Origin of the sequence: Sporolactobacillus sp. STSJ-5 (genome assembly GCF_024385605.1) — a bacterium.
Taxonomy (GTDB): Bacteria; Bacillota; Bacilli; order Bacillales; family Sporolactobacillaceae; genus Sporolactobacillus.
On record NZ_JANFOJ010000002.1, the window covers coordinates 150,972 to 165,487 of the forward strand.

Below are 14,516 nucleotides of genomic sequence, written 5' to 3' on the forward strand. Positions count from 1 at the left end.
GTGAACTTCCAACCTTATGCGATCAATCAGAGTCAAATGATCGGTACTTATGCACCAGAACAGATTTTGCGGGGCAAGGTCCTGGATTTGCTCCCGGATCGTACTGCTCTTGTTCGCCTTGGTGCAAAGCAAGTCGTTGCTAAAGTTGCTTCTGCTGATCCACCATTGAAAGTAGGTCAAGATTATTTATTTCAGATTAAGCAAGGTACGAGTCCGCTTATTGCAAAACTTATTGAACGACAACAGGCAAATCGTTCATCCAATATGATCGACGATGTCTTTAATACGCTTCAATTAAAAGAAGACTCATTAACAAGACAAATTGTTCAAACTTTTCTTGATCGTGGTGATCCGCTCACGCGTGAGTCAGTCCTTCAAGCAAAAGCATTGTTAAAAATGAGCGGCAATTTTACTGGAGATATGCAAACGATTCGATGGATGATGAACCGACAGATTCCGTTGGATGAATCATTATTTAACATTGCAAAAGGGTTGCAAGATTCCGAATCGATCAGTTCAAAACTTGATGCAATGTCCAAAGAGATTCAGCGTTCAGGTGTTCAAACTGCTTCCGTAGACCAATTGAAAAATGCACTAAGTAGTTTTTCAATACTGAAAGACGGAAATCGTTTTGCTCAACTTTATCATGAGATTGGAGATAACAAAGGAGATAAACTGCTCACATCATTTTTGGCTGATCAGACATCTCTTCATTCTAATGCTGCTCAAAAAGCAGTTAAAGAATTTATGGCAAGTCCGATGGCGCTAAATGATATGACTCATTTAATGAAGGAATTGAAAATAAACCAACCCATTAAGACGTTTATTAGTGCATTCCGTAGTTTTGCGCTCGAACAGATTCCGAATTTGACTGATCAATTAGTCGGGTCGTCGGACAATAAAAATCTTCTGTTTGATGTTTTAAAACAATTAGGATTTGATTATGAATTCCAAATCAGTGAATGGATGACAAACGATTCAAGTGCAGAAAGACAACAACCGGAAACGTTAAAAGGGCACTTGCTTGCCGTTATTCAGGATCAGGATGCTCCTTATGCATTGAGAAAGGCAGCACAAGAAATTGTTCAGAAAATTACAGGTGAACAGTTGCAGATGGTGTCTGCTGACCCATTTGTTGCTCAATTTTCACTGCAGATCCCCATTCCATATAAAAGAGATTTCACCAATGTTTCTGTATACTGGGAAGGAAAGCGAGATAGAAAAGGGGCGATCGATCCGGATTCCTGTACAATTGTCCTTTGGCTTGATTTGACTCATTTAAAGGAGACGTTAGTGACCATCCATGTGCAAAATCGTTCTGTGACCTTAAATGTGCAGAACGGTGAGGCCGATCTGCGTTCTCTGCTTGCTTCCGGAGAGCCTGCATTGAGGGATCAGCTATCGAAAGCGGGCTATCAGTTGCTCTCGCTTACGCAAACGGAGAAGATTGATCCTCATCTAATGAAAAAAGTCACGGACCCGCTTACCCAAACAAATTACAGGATGGATGTGAAAGTGTAATCATGACTTCTGAGCAAAGAAAAAAAGCAGTTGCTTTAACATATGTCAGTGGTTCTGATCAAGCCCCTCGTGTTTCAGCAAAAGGCGAAGGGGAAATTGCACAGCGTATTATTGACCAGGCAAAGCTGCATGATATACCCATTCAAGAAGATCCGGCACTGGTCTCAATGCTGGGTAAACTTGACCTAAACCAAATGATTCCTCAGGAACTCTATCAAACTGTTGCAGAAATTTTTGCATTTATCTATACTATTGATGAGCAGGCAGGTAAAAAAAACTCATAAGAAAGCTCAGCTTTATTGCAATATCTTTTTAGATGGCTCAGTTATAATGAAATTATTTTTTACTGTTTTTGAAACCTAACCATTATTATCATTTATTTGTGAAACACTCATACCTCATTCGCTTTAAACGAACATGATGGCTAGAAATGTAACCTCCCTTCTTTTATCTTTTATTCCATTACCTAAGATGCTTATCCTATCCTAACTACTCAATTAAATATGCTGAAGAAGGTGCGCCGATGGATCCTCTCACACTTAAATTAGTACTGCTCAATCATTGCCGAGGCATTGGAAGAAGAACGGTATGGCAAATGATTCGGATAGATCCGGATCTGAATAGGATACACGCTTATTCTCTGAACGAGCTGCAATCATTGTTTCGGCTCTCCTCAGCTAAGGCAAGGCTTTTTATTGAGGATCGCCATGCGATAAACCCAAGGAACCTAGTAGAGTTATATCAAGATGAACAGATCACGCCGATCCCTTTTTATCATCCGCATTATCCCCGTTTACTAAAAAATGTGTACGATCTTCCTTACTTAATCTACGGAAAGGGCAACCTCTCACTTTTGAATGAAAAGAAATTGTTAAGCGTTGTGGGCACGAGACATCCGAGCAGTGAAGCTGGCAGGATTACGAAACAAATTATTGAACCTTTGAATCAGCATGGTTGGACGATCGTCAGCGGCATGGCAATGGGTATCGACGGCATGGCCCACCGGCTTGCATTGGGCGGACGAACGATTGCCGTCCTAGGATCCGGATTGCAGTGCCCCTATCCCCATCAACATCATGGGCTGTATCAGCAATTGTGCCAAGCACAGCTGGTTATAAGTGAATATCCGCCTTCAGCTCTGCCTGAACGATGGCGTTTTCCAGAACGAAATCGAATCATCAGCGGTATGACCTTGGGAACGCTGGTTGTTGAAGCGAAGGAAAGAAGCGGATCATTGATCACTGCGGATCAGGCGTTAGAACAAGGACGCGAGGTGTTCGCAATCCCCGGCTCAATTTTAAAGGGTACAAGCAGCGGGACAAATCGTCTCATACAACAAGGCGCGAAACTGGTGTGTGATTGGCAGGACATTGTTCAGGAATTAAATTTGGTTCAATAATGAACGTACTTATGACTTGATGTGGATACAAGCACGGCATTCACATCTAGAAAAACGCATTAATGAATGCGAATTTTATACACAGACAAAAAAATAATTCGTTTTTATGAGAGGAAACACCCCAAAAAAGCAAATCATTTTTCGGAAATTATATTGATTAAGTTTGACAAAGCTCTAATCAATCATTAAGATTAGTGAAGATTTGAATATTCACAGAAAGGGGGAGAAAACAACATGAATGATTATTTGGTCATTGTGGAATCTCCCGCTAAAGCAAAAACAATAAAACGTTATCTTGGTCCTAAATTTGAAGTTAAAGCATCAATGGGGCATGTTCGTGATCTGCCTAAAAGTCAGATGGGTATTGATGTTGAAGATGAATTTAAACCTCGTTATATTACAATTCGAGGAAAAGGTCCCGTTTTGAAAGAATTAAAGAGCGCGGCCAAAAAGGCAAAAAAAGTATATCTCGCAGCTGACCCCGATCGTGAAGGGGAGGCAATTGCTTGGCATTTGGCCCATAGCCTTGATATCGATGATCACTCGGCTTGTCGAGTCGTATTTAATGAAATTACGAAACCAGCGATAAAAGAAGCGTTCAAGACGCCAAGAAAAATCAATATGGATTTAGTCGATGCACAACAAGCAAGACGTGTTCTTGATCGGCTTGTCGGTTACAACATTAGTCCGCTCTTATGGAAAAAAGTTAAAAAGGGATTAAGTGCCGGCAGGGTTCAGTCAGTTGCACTTCGGATGATTATTGAACGTGAAAAAGAAATAAAAGCGTTCACTCCTGAGGAATATTGGACAATCAGCAGTAAATTTCACGTTGATGATGCAAGCTTTGAAGCTGCATTTTATGGAGTTGGCGGAAAAAAGCAAGCGCTTAAGAATGAGGCAGATGTTAAGGCAGTACTTGAAAAACTCAGCAGTGATCGTTTTGACGTAAAAAATGTACAAAAGAAAGAGCGTCTGAGATATCCTGTCGTTCCGTTTATTACGTCCTCACTGCAACAGGAAGCTGCACGAAAACTGAATTTCAGGGCAAGAAAAACAATGATGATTGCGCAGCAGCTTTATGAAGGAATAGCACTGGGTAAGCACGGAAGTACTGGATTAATTACTTATATGAGAACGGACTCAACACGAATTTCGGATGTTGCCCGAGCAGAAGCTAAGGACTTTATTGTTGAAAATTATGGCGAAAATTATTACAATAACCATCCGCAAAAGGCAAAAAAATCAGAAACAACACAAGATGCCCATGAAGGTGTTCGACCGACATCTGTATTGCGGCAACCTAAAGAAATTAAAGACTATTTGAGCCGTGATCAATATAAACTCTATAAACTTATTTGGGAACGATTTGTCGCGAGCCAAATGGCTCCGGCAGTACTCGACACGGTGCGTGCAGATCTGGAGCAGAATTCAGTTGTATTTCGCGCATCTGGTTCAAAAATTAAGTTTCAAGGTTTTATGAAAGTTTATATTGAAGGAAGCGACGATCAAAAGAAGGCAGATGCGGGGTCGAAAGAAAATTATCTGCCCGATCTTGAGAATGGAATGACCGCAATTCAAGATCAAACGGATCCGAAGCAGCACTTTACGCAGCCGCCGCCACGGTACACTGAAGCAACACTTGTGAAATCGATGGAGGAAATCGGCATCGGGCGTCCTTCAACCTATGCGCCGACAATTGATACAATTCAACGACGCAACTATGTCACCATGGATGCGAAACGTTTCATACCAACCGAACTCGGTGAAGTGGTTCTGAAACTGATTGTTGAATTCTTTCCGGAAATAATTAATATTGACTTTACTGCACAAATGGAAACTGATTTGGATGAAGTTGAAGAAGGAAAGAGAAATTGGATCACTTTAATCGATCATTTCTATCAGGATTTTTCGAAGCGACTGTCTACAGCGGAAAAGGAAATGGAATCTGTATCAATTAAGGATGAACCAGCAGGTATAAAATGTGAAAAATGCGGTCATGAAATGGTGTATAAGATGGGAAGATTCGGCAAATTTCTGGCTTGCTCCAATTTTCCTGAATGCCGCAACACAAAGCCAATCTTAAAAAAGACTGGCGTACCATGTCCAAAATGCGGTAAAGGAGAGGTCGTTGAGCGGCGCAGCAAGAAACGTCGTGTCTTCTATGGCTGTGATCGGTATCCTGAGTGTGACTTTGTATCTTGGGATAAGCCTATTCAACGTCAATGTCCGAAGTGCAATTCTTATCTTGTAGAGAAGAAATCAAAGAACGGCAAAACAGTTGAATGTCCGAAATGCGATTATAAAGAAGTGACACAATAAAACGTTATTGAATGAAAGAAATGAGGAAAAGTAATGGCGAGACAGGCGATAAATGTCATTGGGGCAGGACTTGCTGGTAGCGAAGCAGCCTGGCAAATTGCTAAACGCGGGATAGAAGTAAATTTGTATGAGATGCGCCCAAAAAAACAAACGGCTGCGCATCATACAGACCAATTTGCAGAACTGGTGTGCACCAACTCGCTTCGTTCCAACAGCTTGACTAATGCCGTTGGAATTTTGAAGGAAGAGATGCGTCATCTGGATTCATTAGTCATGAAAGCTGCGGATACTGCATCCGTTCCTGCAGGAGGTGCGCTTGCAGTTGATCGACACGATTTTTCAGGAATTATAACAAAGACGCTTAAAGAAATGCCAAATGTTACTGTTGTGGGAGAAGAGGCCGCGACAATTCCTGAGGGACTCACGATTATTGCAACCGGCCCGCTGACATCCGATAAATTGTCAGCAAGCCTTAAACAGTTAACGGGTGAAGAGTATTTTTATTTCTATGATGCAGCTGCTCCAATCATTTCGGAAGAAACGATTGACCGTGAAAAAGTATATTTGAAGTCTCGATATGACAAAGGCGATGCCGCTTACTTGAATTGTCCGATGGAGAAGGATGAATTTGATGCCTTTTTTCATGCATTGACGACGGCAGAGACTGCTCCACTGAAGGAATTTGAAAAAGAAAAATATTTTAGCGGCTGTATGCCGATTGAAATAATGGCGCGCCAAGGTGCAAAGACACTATTGTTCGGGCCATTAAAACCGGTTGGACTTGAAGATCCGCGCACCGGAAAAAGACCGTATGCTGTGGTGCAGCTTCGCCAAGACAATACAGCGGGTTCGCTTTTCAATATTGTAGGCTTCCAAACCCATTTAAAATGGGGAGAGCAGAAAAGAGTATTCCAAATGATTCCTGGATTGGAACATGCAGAGATCATTCGTTATGGAGTGATGCATCGCAATACCTTTTTGAATTCACCATTGCTGCTCGAGCCTACTTATCAAACAAAAGCGAGACATGATCTGTTTTTTGCTGGGCAGATGACCGGTGTTGAGGGGTATGTTGAGTCTGCTGCATCGGGGTTGATCGCCGGAATAAATGCAGCTAAGCTTTATTTAGGAAAGGAACCGGTAATATTCCCAGATGAAACAGTAATCGGTAGTATGGCTCATTATATTACAAGTACAAACGCAAAAAATTTTCAACCGATGAACGCCAATTTTGGTCTTCTACCGCCACTTGCTGAACGAGTTAAAGACAAAAAGCAACGAGCGGAACATTATGCGTCAAGAGCTTTGGAATCAATCCGGAATGTTATTATAAAATTGTAAATATTATTGCTAATTCAAAAGCCTTGTGCTAACATGAATAGGCAGGAATTGTCAGCATTCATGAAACAATGAATGAAAACAATCGTTCTGATGTTTGATTTACAAATAGTTAAGCACATCATTATTGTTTTACCGATAAACATTGAGAAGGCTCAATACGATGCTGGTCAATCGTATTGCGGCTTTATTTTATGAATGTGTATAAAGATTTAATATTCTGACGAAACTGCAAATGACTGACACGACTTTTTAAGTGTCCAAGCAATATTAGATAACATTGGTACGAGAAGGTTACATACAATTTTGGGAAAATTGTTTTATGGTGCCCGTTCGAAGCAATCGACTGCTTTTTTATACTATGTCTTGCCGAAATTGTGAACAATAGAATCTCTGATCATTGTACAAGCCATAATCTCAACCAGTTTATTAATAAACCAGAATCTACGTTACCTAGGAGGAATAATGATGACTCTATTAGAAAAAACAAGAAAAATTAATCAACTGCTTCAAGGAACAAAAACACAGGTCGATTTTAATGAAATGGCACAAACACTACGTGACGTCATTCAAACAAATACATTTGTGGTAAGTCGTCGTGGTAAAATACTCGGACTTTCATTGAAACTTGAATTTGAGAATGAACGCATGCAAAAGATGTTTGAAAGCAGGCAGCTTCCAGACACATATACACAAAATCTTTTTATGGTAGCACAAACATCCCCGAACTTGGATGTCAACAGTGAATTTAGTGTGTTCCCTGATGAAAACAAAGATCTGTTTGAAAGTGGATTGACAACGGTTGTGCCGATTGTGGGTGGAGGAGAAAGACTCGGCACCTTGATCCTTTCTCGACTTAACGAAACGTTCACAGATGAAGATCTGATACTTGCAGAATACGGGGCAACGGTTGTCGGTATGGAAATTTTGAGAGAAAAAACAGATGAAGTAGAAGAAGAAGCTCGTGAAAAAGCTATTGTTCAAATGGCAATTGGCTCGTTGTCTTATAGTGAACTTGAAGCTATTGAACATATTTTTGAAGAATTGGACGGCAAAGAAGGATTGCTGGTTGCCAGCAAAATTGCTGATCGCGTCGGTATCACACGTTCGGTTATTGTCAATGCGCTGAGAAAATTGGAAAGTGCAGGAGTTATTGAATCACGTTCTCTCGGAATGAAAGGTACTTACATTAAAGTACTTAACGATAAATTTCTTTATGAGTTAAATCGCATCAAGGGAGAATAAGTTTTCAAGATTTGAAATGAATTATTAGGTAAAGCAATGGGACTTATGGTCACTGGACTTTGTGACCATAAGTCCTTTTTTGTGACATTTTTTTCACATGTAGTCGTCATGAATACAATATAGTGCTCATGGCCTGTTTTTTGATTGCAAAAGAATAATAATTACGCTTACATTAAGTGTTTATTAATAAACATGAAATATAATAGTGAAATATATAAGACTATATGACTATTATCGATCCTGAAATAAAGGTTGAATAAAGTCGAATCGTATACATTCACGTAGACAATGGTCAAAAAGTTGATAAAATAGACATAGGTACTCTAACTGATCTAGGCTATATTGAAATAAGGAGGATATTGAACGATGTTTTCAGTCACTCCACTGAACGCAATTGAACGGGCATTGAACGGATCAATGGCGGAGCAGAATGCAATTGCACAAAATATCGCTAACGTTGATACGCCTAATTACAAAGCACAAAAAGTTACTTTTAACGATGTATTGCAGACTAAGCTAAAAGCAAATCGCACCGATGAGTCGCAGATCGATTTCTCATCCTCCGAAGACTCAGGATACAGAACGGTGACTGACAATTATGGATCAGTTCAAAATAATGGTAATAATGTTGATCTTGATCATGAGATGTCTGAATTGGCTCAAAATCAATTGCTTTATCAGACGCTTAGCCAAGCTGCCAGCGACCAATTTAAAAAATTTAATATTGTATTAGGAGGCTCTTGAAAATATGGGAATGTTCAGCGGCCTTGATATTTCTGCCTCAGGTCTTACAGCACAGCGGTTTCGTATGGATGTTGTTTCTGCAAATATTGCTAATCAGGATACAACACGTGGACGCTATGTCGATGGAAAGTGGCAGCCTTATACGAGGAAAGTAGTGAACTTAAAAACGATAGGATCCAATACCTTCAACTCTATGCTGCAATCTTCTCTTGGAAGTTCGGCGGGTGGTGTTGAAGTTTCGTCGGTCAGCGAAGATCCTACTGCTTACCCAGTTAAATATGATCCGGAAAATCCTGATGCTGATCAAAACGGCTATGTACAAGAACCCAATGTTGATCCACTTAAAGAAATGGTCGACTTAATGGATGCTAATCGTTCTTATGAAGCCGGAGTTACAGTGATGAATGCGAATAAAAACATGCTTACGCATGCGTTAGATATAGGAAGGTAGGTTTTAGACAGTGAACATTACACCTATCAGTATCAATTCAACAGCGGATACTGCAGCATCGTCCGGGAAGCAGACAGCTGCTCAAGCCCAGCAAGGATTTGCAGGAGCGCTTGAAAATGCGCTCGGCTCAGTGAACGCGTCGCAGCAGTCTGCCAATCAAATGGTTACCGATTTGGCGAATGGAAGTACCGATGTTGATTTACATAATGTAATGATTGCCATGCAGAAGGCTGATGTCATGCTTAAGACAACCGTACAGGTTCGCGATCGAGTGATCGAAGCATACCAAGAAATCATGAGAATGCAGGTTTGATTGATACTGGTATTCAAGCATCCGGCGCGAAGATGAACGGAGGAAGAAGACATGAAAGAACGATTGTCGGCATGGATTCATCGATTAAGAAATTTTTGGATCGAATTGCCGAGAAAAAACAAGATTTGGATCATTGGCGGCACTTCAGCAATCATATTTGCGATTATTGTACTGTTGCTTTTAACTAATATAAAACATTACACACCATTGTACAGCGATCTTTCAGAGAGCGAAGCAGGTCAAATTACGGATACTCTTGATAGTAAGAAGATTCCTTACAAGCTTTCGGACGGTGGAACGACGATCAGTGTTCCGAAGGATCAGGTCGATCAGCTCAAGGTTGATCTCGCTTCAGAAGGTCTTCCTAAAACGGGACAGATCGACTACTCGTTCTTTAGTCAGAATGCGGGTTTTGGAATGACAGATAAGCAATTTGACGTTGTTCAGCGCGCTGCGATGCAAACGGAACTGGCTAATTTAATATCTAATACAAAAGGTGTTAAATCCGCAAAGGTTATGATTACGCTGCCGCAAAATGATGTTTGGGTAAGTGATCAGAACAATGAAAGCAAGGCATCAGCATCAATAGTATTGAACCTTGCAACAGGGAGTCAGCTAAGTTCGGATCAGGTAAATGGGTTGTACCATCTGGTTTCGAAGAGTGTTCCTAACCTGCCTACTGATAATATCGTCATAATGGATCAATATTTCAACTATTATGATCTAAAAAATAATACATCCAGCGGATCGGTTACATCAACATACGATCAACAGCAGTCAATCATTCGCGATGTTGAAAGCAATGTACAGCGACGAGTGACACAGATGTTGACGATGATGATGGGCGAAGGCAAAGTGATGGTAAATGTTACTGCCAACGTTGATTTTACCCAGTCAAAGGAAAAACAGGATCTTGTTGAACCTGTAAATCAACAGACAATGGAAGGCCTTCAGACCAGTACGGAACACATTACGGAGACCTATACCGGTCAAGGCGCTGAAGGGCAAGCAGGAACAGGTACGAATGATGTGCCGACGTATCAAAATGGTGAGAGCGGGAATGGAAGCTATCAGAAAGTCGAAGATCGAGTAAATAATGTATTTAATAAAATACATCGTGACGTGGTCAATAGTCCTTATAAGGTTACGGATCTCGGTATTCAGGTTATGATCGAGCCTCCGACAGCCGGCAACAATAATTCTTTGTCAGCTCAGAGGATTAATGATGTCCGCTCCATCCTTAATTCGATTATAAAAACGTCTGTCTCAGATTCGCAGGGTCAGGAACTATCTAATAATCAAATCACTCAAAAGACATCGGTCACTGTTGGCCGGTTTAATGGAAAAGCTGCAACACAAACACAAAACAGTGGATTAAATTGGTTCTATGTCATCGGAGGAATTGTTCTGGCGTTAGTTGTCGGTCTTATCCTTTGGCTCGTAATGCGCCGGAGAAGAATGACTGAGGATGCAGCTGTTGATCAGACTGTTGTACAGGATATACCTCAACAGGAAGATTATGAAGCGATGTTGAACAAGGAAAATCCGGAAAAGAAGAAGTACAACGAGCTTGAAAAGATGGCAAGACAGAAACCAGATCAATTTGTCAAACTGCTTAGAAGCTGGATGGCTGAGGACAAATAAAGGAGAGTTGGCCGTTATGCCTGAACGAAAAACAAAATTAACCGGAAAACAAAAAGCGGCTATTCTGATGATTGCGCTGGGAACGGATGTCTCTGCCACTATTTTTAAGCAGTTCACGGAACAAGAAATTGAAGATATGACATTAGAAATTTCTAATGCACGAAAAATAGATGCAGACACCAAAGCACAAGTGATCGACGAATTTTTCCAGACCGCTCTTGCACAAGAATACATATCTCAAGGCGGCATCGGTTACGCAAAACAAATTTTAGAGAAGGCACTTGGTTCTGATGAGGCAAACAAGGTCATTCAAAGACTGACCTCGACACTGCAAGTCAAACCCTTTGACTTTATGCGTAAAAGTGATCCGCAGCAAATATTAAATTTTATCCAAAACGAACATCCGCAAACTATTGCGCTTGTTCTTTCTTATTTAGATCCTGACCAGGCAGGCGCAGTTTTATCTGCCTTATCTGTTGAACAGCAAGCAAATGTTGCTCGGAGAATTGCGCAAATGGATCGTACATCGCCGGAGACGATTACACAAGTTGAGCGGATTCTCGAGAAGAAGATCTCTAACTCGTCAGTAAATGAAGATTATACTCAGACAGGAGGAATTTCCTCGATTGTCAGTGTTTTAAACGGAGTTGATCGGACAACTGAACGCAATATATTGGAAAAATTGGAGACTCATGATCCGGATCTGGCAGAAGAAATTAAAAAGCGTATGTTCGTCTTTGAAGATATTGTTGTGTTAGATGATCGTGCCATTCAGCGTGTCATTCGCGAAAGTGAGAATGAGGATTTGATTCTTGCGATGCGAACAGCCAGCGACGAAGTTAAAGATTTGCTGTTTAAAAATATGTCTGAACGAATGGCTGCCAGCTTCAAAGAAGAAATGGAATATATGGGCCCAGTTAGACTGCATGATGTTGAAGAAGCGCAAACCAAAATTGTCAACACAATTCGTAAGCTTGAAGATGCTGGAGAGATTGTGATCGCTCGTGGCAAGGGGGATGACGTGATTGTCTAATTTGATCAAACAGGCTCGCTCTGAGGGAAAAGCAAAAGTCGTTCATATTTCTGCTGTCATCGATCCTCACTTAGATTCATTAAATGCCGAAATGGATCAAGACGCAATTGAAAAAACACTGAGTGAAAAGATTGATGAGACAAAGCGAGAAGCCAATCGTTTGATTAAAGAGGCAGAATCAAAGGCAGATAAAATTAGACAGCAGATTGCTCAGGATGAAGAATCAGCAAAGCGCAGCCAAGCAGAAGCGTATGAGCAGAAACTGAAAGAAGGCTACGCAGTCGGGTTCAGCAATGGAACAAAAGCGGCAAAAGAACAATTCGCTTCACTTGTGGATCAGGGCAACCAATTTGTTGATCAAGCAAAAAATTTTTTTAATGAATCCATAAAAGAAGCTCAACCTGAAATTTTGAAATTGTCAATTGCTGTTGCTGAAAAAATAATCGGTACTTCAGTGGCTCTTGATGAAGACAAATGGTTTGCTCTAGTTGCTAAAGCGGTTCGAGAAGTCCGAGAGCAAGAAACAATAAAAATAACCGTTTCCCCGAAACATTTTGATCATCTCAATCAAAATAGATGGGAATTCGATAAGATCGTGCAAGATGCAAAAGTGTACGTCTATGCTGACAGCGACTTTTCAGATGATGCATGCACGATTGAAACCTCTTTCGGAAAAATTGATGCCAGTGTTGATAGTCAGCTTCAGGTTATTAAAGAAAAACTTGCTGAATTGATGGAGGAGAAAGGCTGATGAATGTAGACCATCTGATTGACGAGCTCGCAACCATTGACAGCTATCGGCGATATGGGAAAATCAATCGGGTTGTTGGGCTGCTGATTGAATCCAAAGGGCCCTCAGCATCAGTTGGTGATGTTTGTTTAATACATATCCAGTCAGGTCGAAGAAAAATAATGGCAGAGGTTGTTGGATTCAAAGATGAAAACATTTTATTGATGCCGTATACATCGGTCGCTCAGATCGCACCTGGCTGTTTGGTAGAAGCAACGGACAAACCTCTTGAAGTAAAAGTGAATGAAGAACTCCTCGGACAGGTTTGCGACAGCTTGGGACGACCGGTCTCTGGCATGACATTCTCAAAACCGGTTGATAGTGTACCGACGAATCAAGAACCGCCTGACCCAATGACGCGGCCACGTATTACGACACCGATCGAATTGGGTATTCGATCAATCAATGGTTTGCTTACGGTTGGGAAAGGGCAGCGCGTTGGCATTTTCGCCGGGAGCGGTGTTGGGAAAAGCACGTTGATGGGGATGATTGCCAGAAACACATCAGCTGACTTGAATGTTATTGCTTTGATTGGTGAACGGGGAAGAGAGGTGCGAGAATTTCTTGAAAAGGATCTTGGACCGGAGGGTATGAAGCATTCCATTGTCATTGTTGCGACCAGTGATCAACCTGCATTAATGAGAATCAAAGGTGCCTTTGTCGCAACGGCAATTGCCGAATATTTTCGTGCAAAAGGGAAAGACGTTCTGCTCATGATGGATTCCCTGACTCGTGTTGCCATGAGCCAGCGTGAAATCGGTCTTGCAATCGGTGAACCGCCTACGACAAAAGGATATCCGCCATCGGTGTTTGCTTTGCTTCCAAAATTATTAGAACGGGCAGGTACCAATGCAAATGGAACAATTACTGCATTCTATACGGTCTTAGTTGATGGGGACGATCTTGATGAACCTATCTCTGATACAGCACGCGGTATTTTGGACGGGCATATTGTACTCGATCGTGCGCTCGCACAAAAGGGGCAATATCCGGCTGTCAATCTATTAAAAAGTGTCAGCCGTGTCATGAACGAGATCTGTTCACAAGAACATTTGCAGGCAGCACAAAAATTTCGAACGCTGCTTTCTCAGTATACTGAATCAGAAGACCTTATTAATATTGGAGCATATAAGCAGGGCAGTTCTTCAGCGATTGATGAAGCCATTCACTTTCATCAGAAGGTGCTGGACTATTTACGTCAATCAGAGAAGGTTCGTGTGACGCTCAAAGATTCAGTCAACCAATTGTTTCATGATTTCGGGCAGGAGATGAGCACCAATGGCATTTGAGTATCGCTTTGAACGTGTGATGAAGCTGGCAGAGAGTGAAAAGCAAAATCTTGAAGCTCAATATAAACGACTGTTTGACGATTTCGAACGTCTAGCTCGAAAATTAATTGAGTTAATGGACCTTAAGGAAAAAGCACAAACGGATCTTCAGAAGCAAATGAGTCAGGCGATTACAATCGATCAGATGAAGATGGGAATAACGGATGTTAACACGATGGATTCCCTTATTGATGTTACAAATAAACGATACATAAGAGCAAAAGTCAGATTAGAAGACTTTCAAACAAGATTACAGGAGAAAGCAATGGAAGTAAAAAAATATGAAAAGATGAAGGAAAAGCAGCAAATGATTTATCGGCGGTTGATGCAAAAGGCAGAAATGAAACAGATGGATGAAATTGCAAGTCAACGTACGGTAAGTCGGTGAGGA

At 41.2% G+C, this 14,516-nt stretch carries 14 protein-coding genes; all 14 read left to right on the forward strand.

Going from position 1 to position 14,516, the window contains the following annotated elements:
* Positions 1-1,521 carry a hypothetical protein gene (locus NOM01_RS02895; protein WP_255746234.1) on the forward strand — a complete coding sequence of 507 codons (1,521 nt, stop codon included), beginning with the start codon at positions 1-3 and terminating at the stop codon, positions 1,519-1,521.
* A gap of 2 nt (positions 1,522-1,523) precedes the next feature.
* Positions 1,524-1,805, forward strand: coding sequence for an EscU/YscU/HrcU family type III secretion system export apparatus switch protein (locus NOM01_RS02900; RefSeq protein ID WP_255746235.1), 282 nt, complete (start codon positions 1,524-1,526; stop codon positions 1,803-1,805).
* A 239-nt stretch (positions 1,806-2,044) separates the two neighbouring features.
* Complete coding sequence (dprA, locus tag NOM01_RS02905) at positions 2,045-2,920, forward strand: DNA-processing protein DprA (RefSeq protein WP_255746237.1); 876 nt, start codon at positions 2,045-2,047, stop codon at positions 2,918-2,920.
* A gap of 234 nt (positions 2,921-3,154) precedes the next feature.
* Positions 3,155-5,239 (forward strand): type I DNA topoisomerase, encoded by a 2,085-nt coding sequence (topA, locus tag NOM01_RS02910; protein WP_255746239.1) that lies wholly within the window; start codon positions 3,155-3,157, stop codon positions 5,237-5,239.
* Between the two features lie 33 nt (positions 5,240-5,272).
* Positions 5,273-6,580: an FADH(2)-oxidizing methylenetetrahydrofolate--tRNA-(uracil(54)-C(5))-methyltransferase TrmFO gene (trmFO, locus tag NOM01_RS02915; RefSeq protein ID WP_255746240.1), complete on the forward strand. Its 1,308-nt coding sequence runs from the start codon at positions 5,273-5,275 to the stop codon at positions 6,578-6,580.
* A 465-nt stretch (positions 6,581-7,045) separates the two neighbouring features.
* Entirely contained in the window at positions 7,046-7,822 is a 777-nt protein-coding gene (codY, locus tag NOM01_RS02920; RefSeq protein ID WP_255746242.1) for a GTP-sensing pleiotropic transcriptional regulator CodY, read from the forward strand.
* Between the two features lie 366 nt (positions 7,823-8,188).
* Positions 8,189-8,566, forward strand: a complete 378-nt coding sequence (flgB, locus tag NOM01_RS02925; protein WP_255746244.1) for a flagellar basal body rod protein FlgB — start codon at positions 8,189-8,191, stop codon at positions 8,564-8,566.
* 4 nt (positions 8,567-8,570) lie between these two features.
* Positions 8,571-9,017: a flagellar basal body rod protein FlgC gene (gene flgC, locus NOM01_RS02930; protein WP_255746246.1), complete on the forward strand. Its 447-nt coding sequence runs from the start codon at positions 8,571-8,573 to the stop codon at positions 9,015-9,017.
* Positions 9,018-9,027: 10 nt separating this feature from the next.
* Positions 9,028-9,330, forward strand: a complete 303-nt coding sequence (gene fliE / locus NOM01_RS02935; RefSeq protein WP_255746248.1) for a flagellar hook-basal body complex protein FliE — start codon at positions 9,028-9,030, stop codon at positions 9,328-9,330.
* Positions 9,331-9,381: 51 nt separating this feature from the next.
* A complete protein-coding gene (fliF, locus tag NOM01_RS02940; protein WP_255746250.1) occupies positions 9,382-10,974 on the forward strand; it encodes a flagellar basal-body MS-ring/collar protein FliF in 1,593 nt (530 codons plus the stop codon).
* A gap of 16 nt (positions 10,975-10,990) precedes the next feature.
* Positions 10,991-12,007 carry a flagellar motor switch protein FliG gene (gene fliG / locus NOM01_RS02945; protein WP_255746252.1) on the forward strand — a complete coding sequence of 339 codons (1,017 nt, stop codon included), beginning with the start codon at positions 10,991-10,993 and terminating at the stop codon, positions 12,005-12,007.
* Positions 12,000-12,758: a flagellar assembly protein FliH gene (gene fliH, locus NOM01_RS02950; protein WP_255746254.1), complete on the forward strand. Its 759-nt coding sequence runs from the start codon at positions 12,000-12,002 to the stop codon at positions 12,756-12,758. The genes fliG and fliH overlap by 8 nt, the downstream gene beginning before the upstream one ends.
* Positions 12,758-14,086, forward strand: coding sequence for a flagellar protein export ATPase FliI (gene fliI / locus NOM01_RS02955; RefSeq protein WP_255746256.1), 1,329 nt, complete (start codon positions 12,758-12,760; stop codon positions 14,084-14,086). Before fliH ends, fliI begins: the two co-directional genes overlap by 1 nt.
* Positions 14,076-14,513 (forward strand): flagellar export protein FliJ, encoded by a 438-nt coding sequence (fliJ, locus tag NOM01_RS02960; protein ID WP_255746257.1) that lies wholly within the window; start codon positions 14,076-14,078, stop codon positions 14,511-14,513. Before fliI ends, fliJ begins: the two co-directional genes overlap by 11 nt.
* Positions 14,514-14,516 lie beyond the last annotated feature (3 nt).

What these genes read in the sequence shown, in the direction of transcription:
- flgC (WP_255746246.1), top strand. Translation starts at nt 8,571, where the DNA reads ATGGGAATGTTCAGCGGCCTTGATATTTCTGCCTCAGGTCTTACAGCA.
- dprA (WP_255746237.1), top strand. Translation starts at nt 2,045, where the DNA reads ATGGATCCTCTCACACTTAAATTAGTACTGCTCAATCATTGCCGAGGC.
- fliF (WP_255746250.1), top strand. Translation starts at nt 9,382, where the DNA reads ATGAAAGAACGATTGTCGGCATGGATTCATCGATTAAGAAATTTTTGG.
- codY (WP_255746242.1), top strand. Translation starts at nt 7,046, where the DNA reads ATGACTCTATTAGAAAAAACAAGAAAAATTAATCAACTGCTTCAAGGA.
- trmFO (WP_255746240.1), top strand. Translation starts at nt 5,273, where the DNA reads ATGGCGAGACAGGCGATAAATGTCATTGGGGCAGGACTTGCTGGTAGC.
- NOM01_RS02900 (WP_255746235.1), top strand. Translation starts at nt 1,524, where the DNA reads ATGACTTCTGAGCAAAGAAAAAAAGCAGTTGCTTTAACATATGTCAGT.
- topA (WP_255746239.1), top strand. Translation starts at nt 3,155, where the DNA reads ATGAATGATTATTTGGTCATTGTGGAATCTCCCGCTAAAGCAAAAACA.
- fliJ (WP_255746257.1), top strand. Translation starts at nt 14,076, where the DNA reads ATGGCATTTGAGTATCGCTTTGAACGTGTGATGAAGCTGGCAGAGAGT.
- flgB (WP_255746244.1), top strand. Translation starts at nt 8,189, where the DNA reads ATGTTTTCAGTCACTCCACTGAACGCAATTGAACGGGCATTGAACGGA.
- fliI (WP_255746256.1), top strand. Translation starts at nt 12,758, where the DNA reads ATGAATGTAGACCATCTGATTGACGAGCTCGCAACCATTGACAGCTAT.
- fliG (WP_255746252.1), top strand. Translation starts at nt 10,991, where the DNA reads ATGCCTGAACGAAAAACAAAATTAACCGGAAAACAAAAAGCGGCTATT.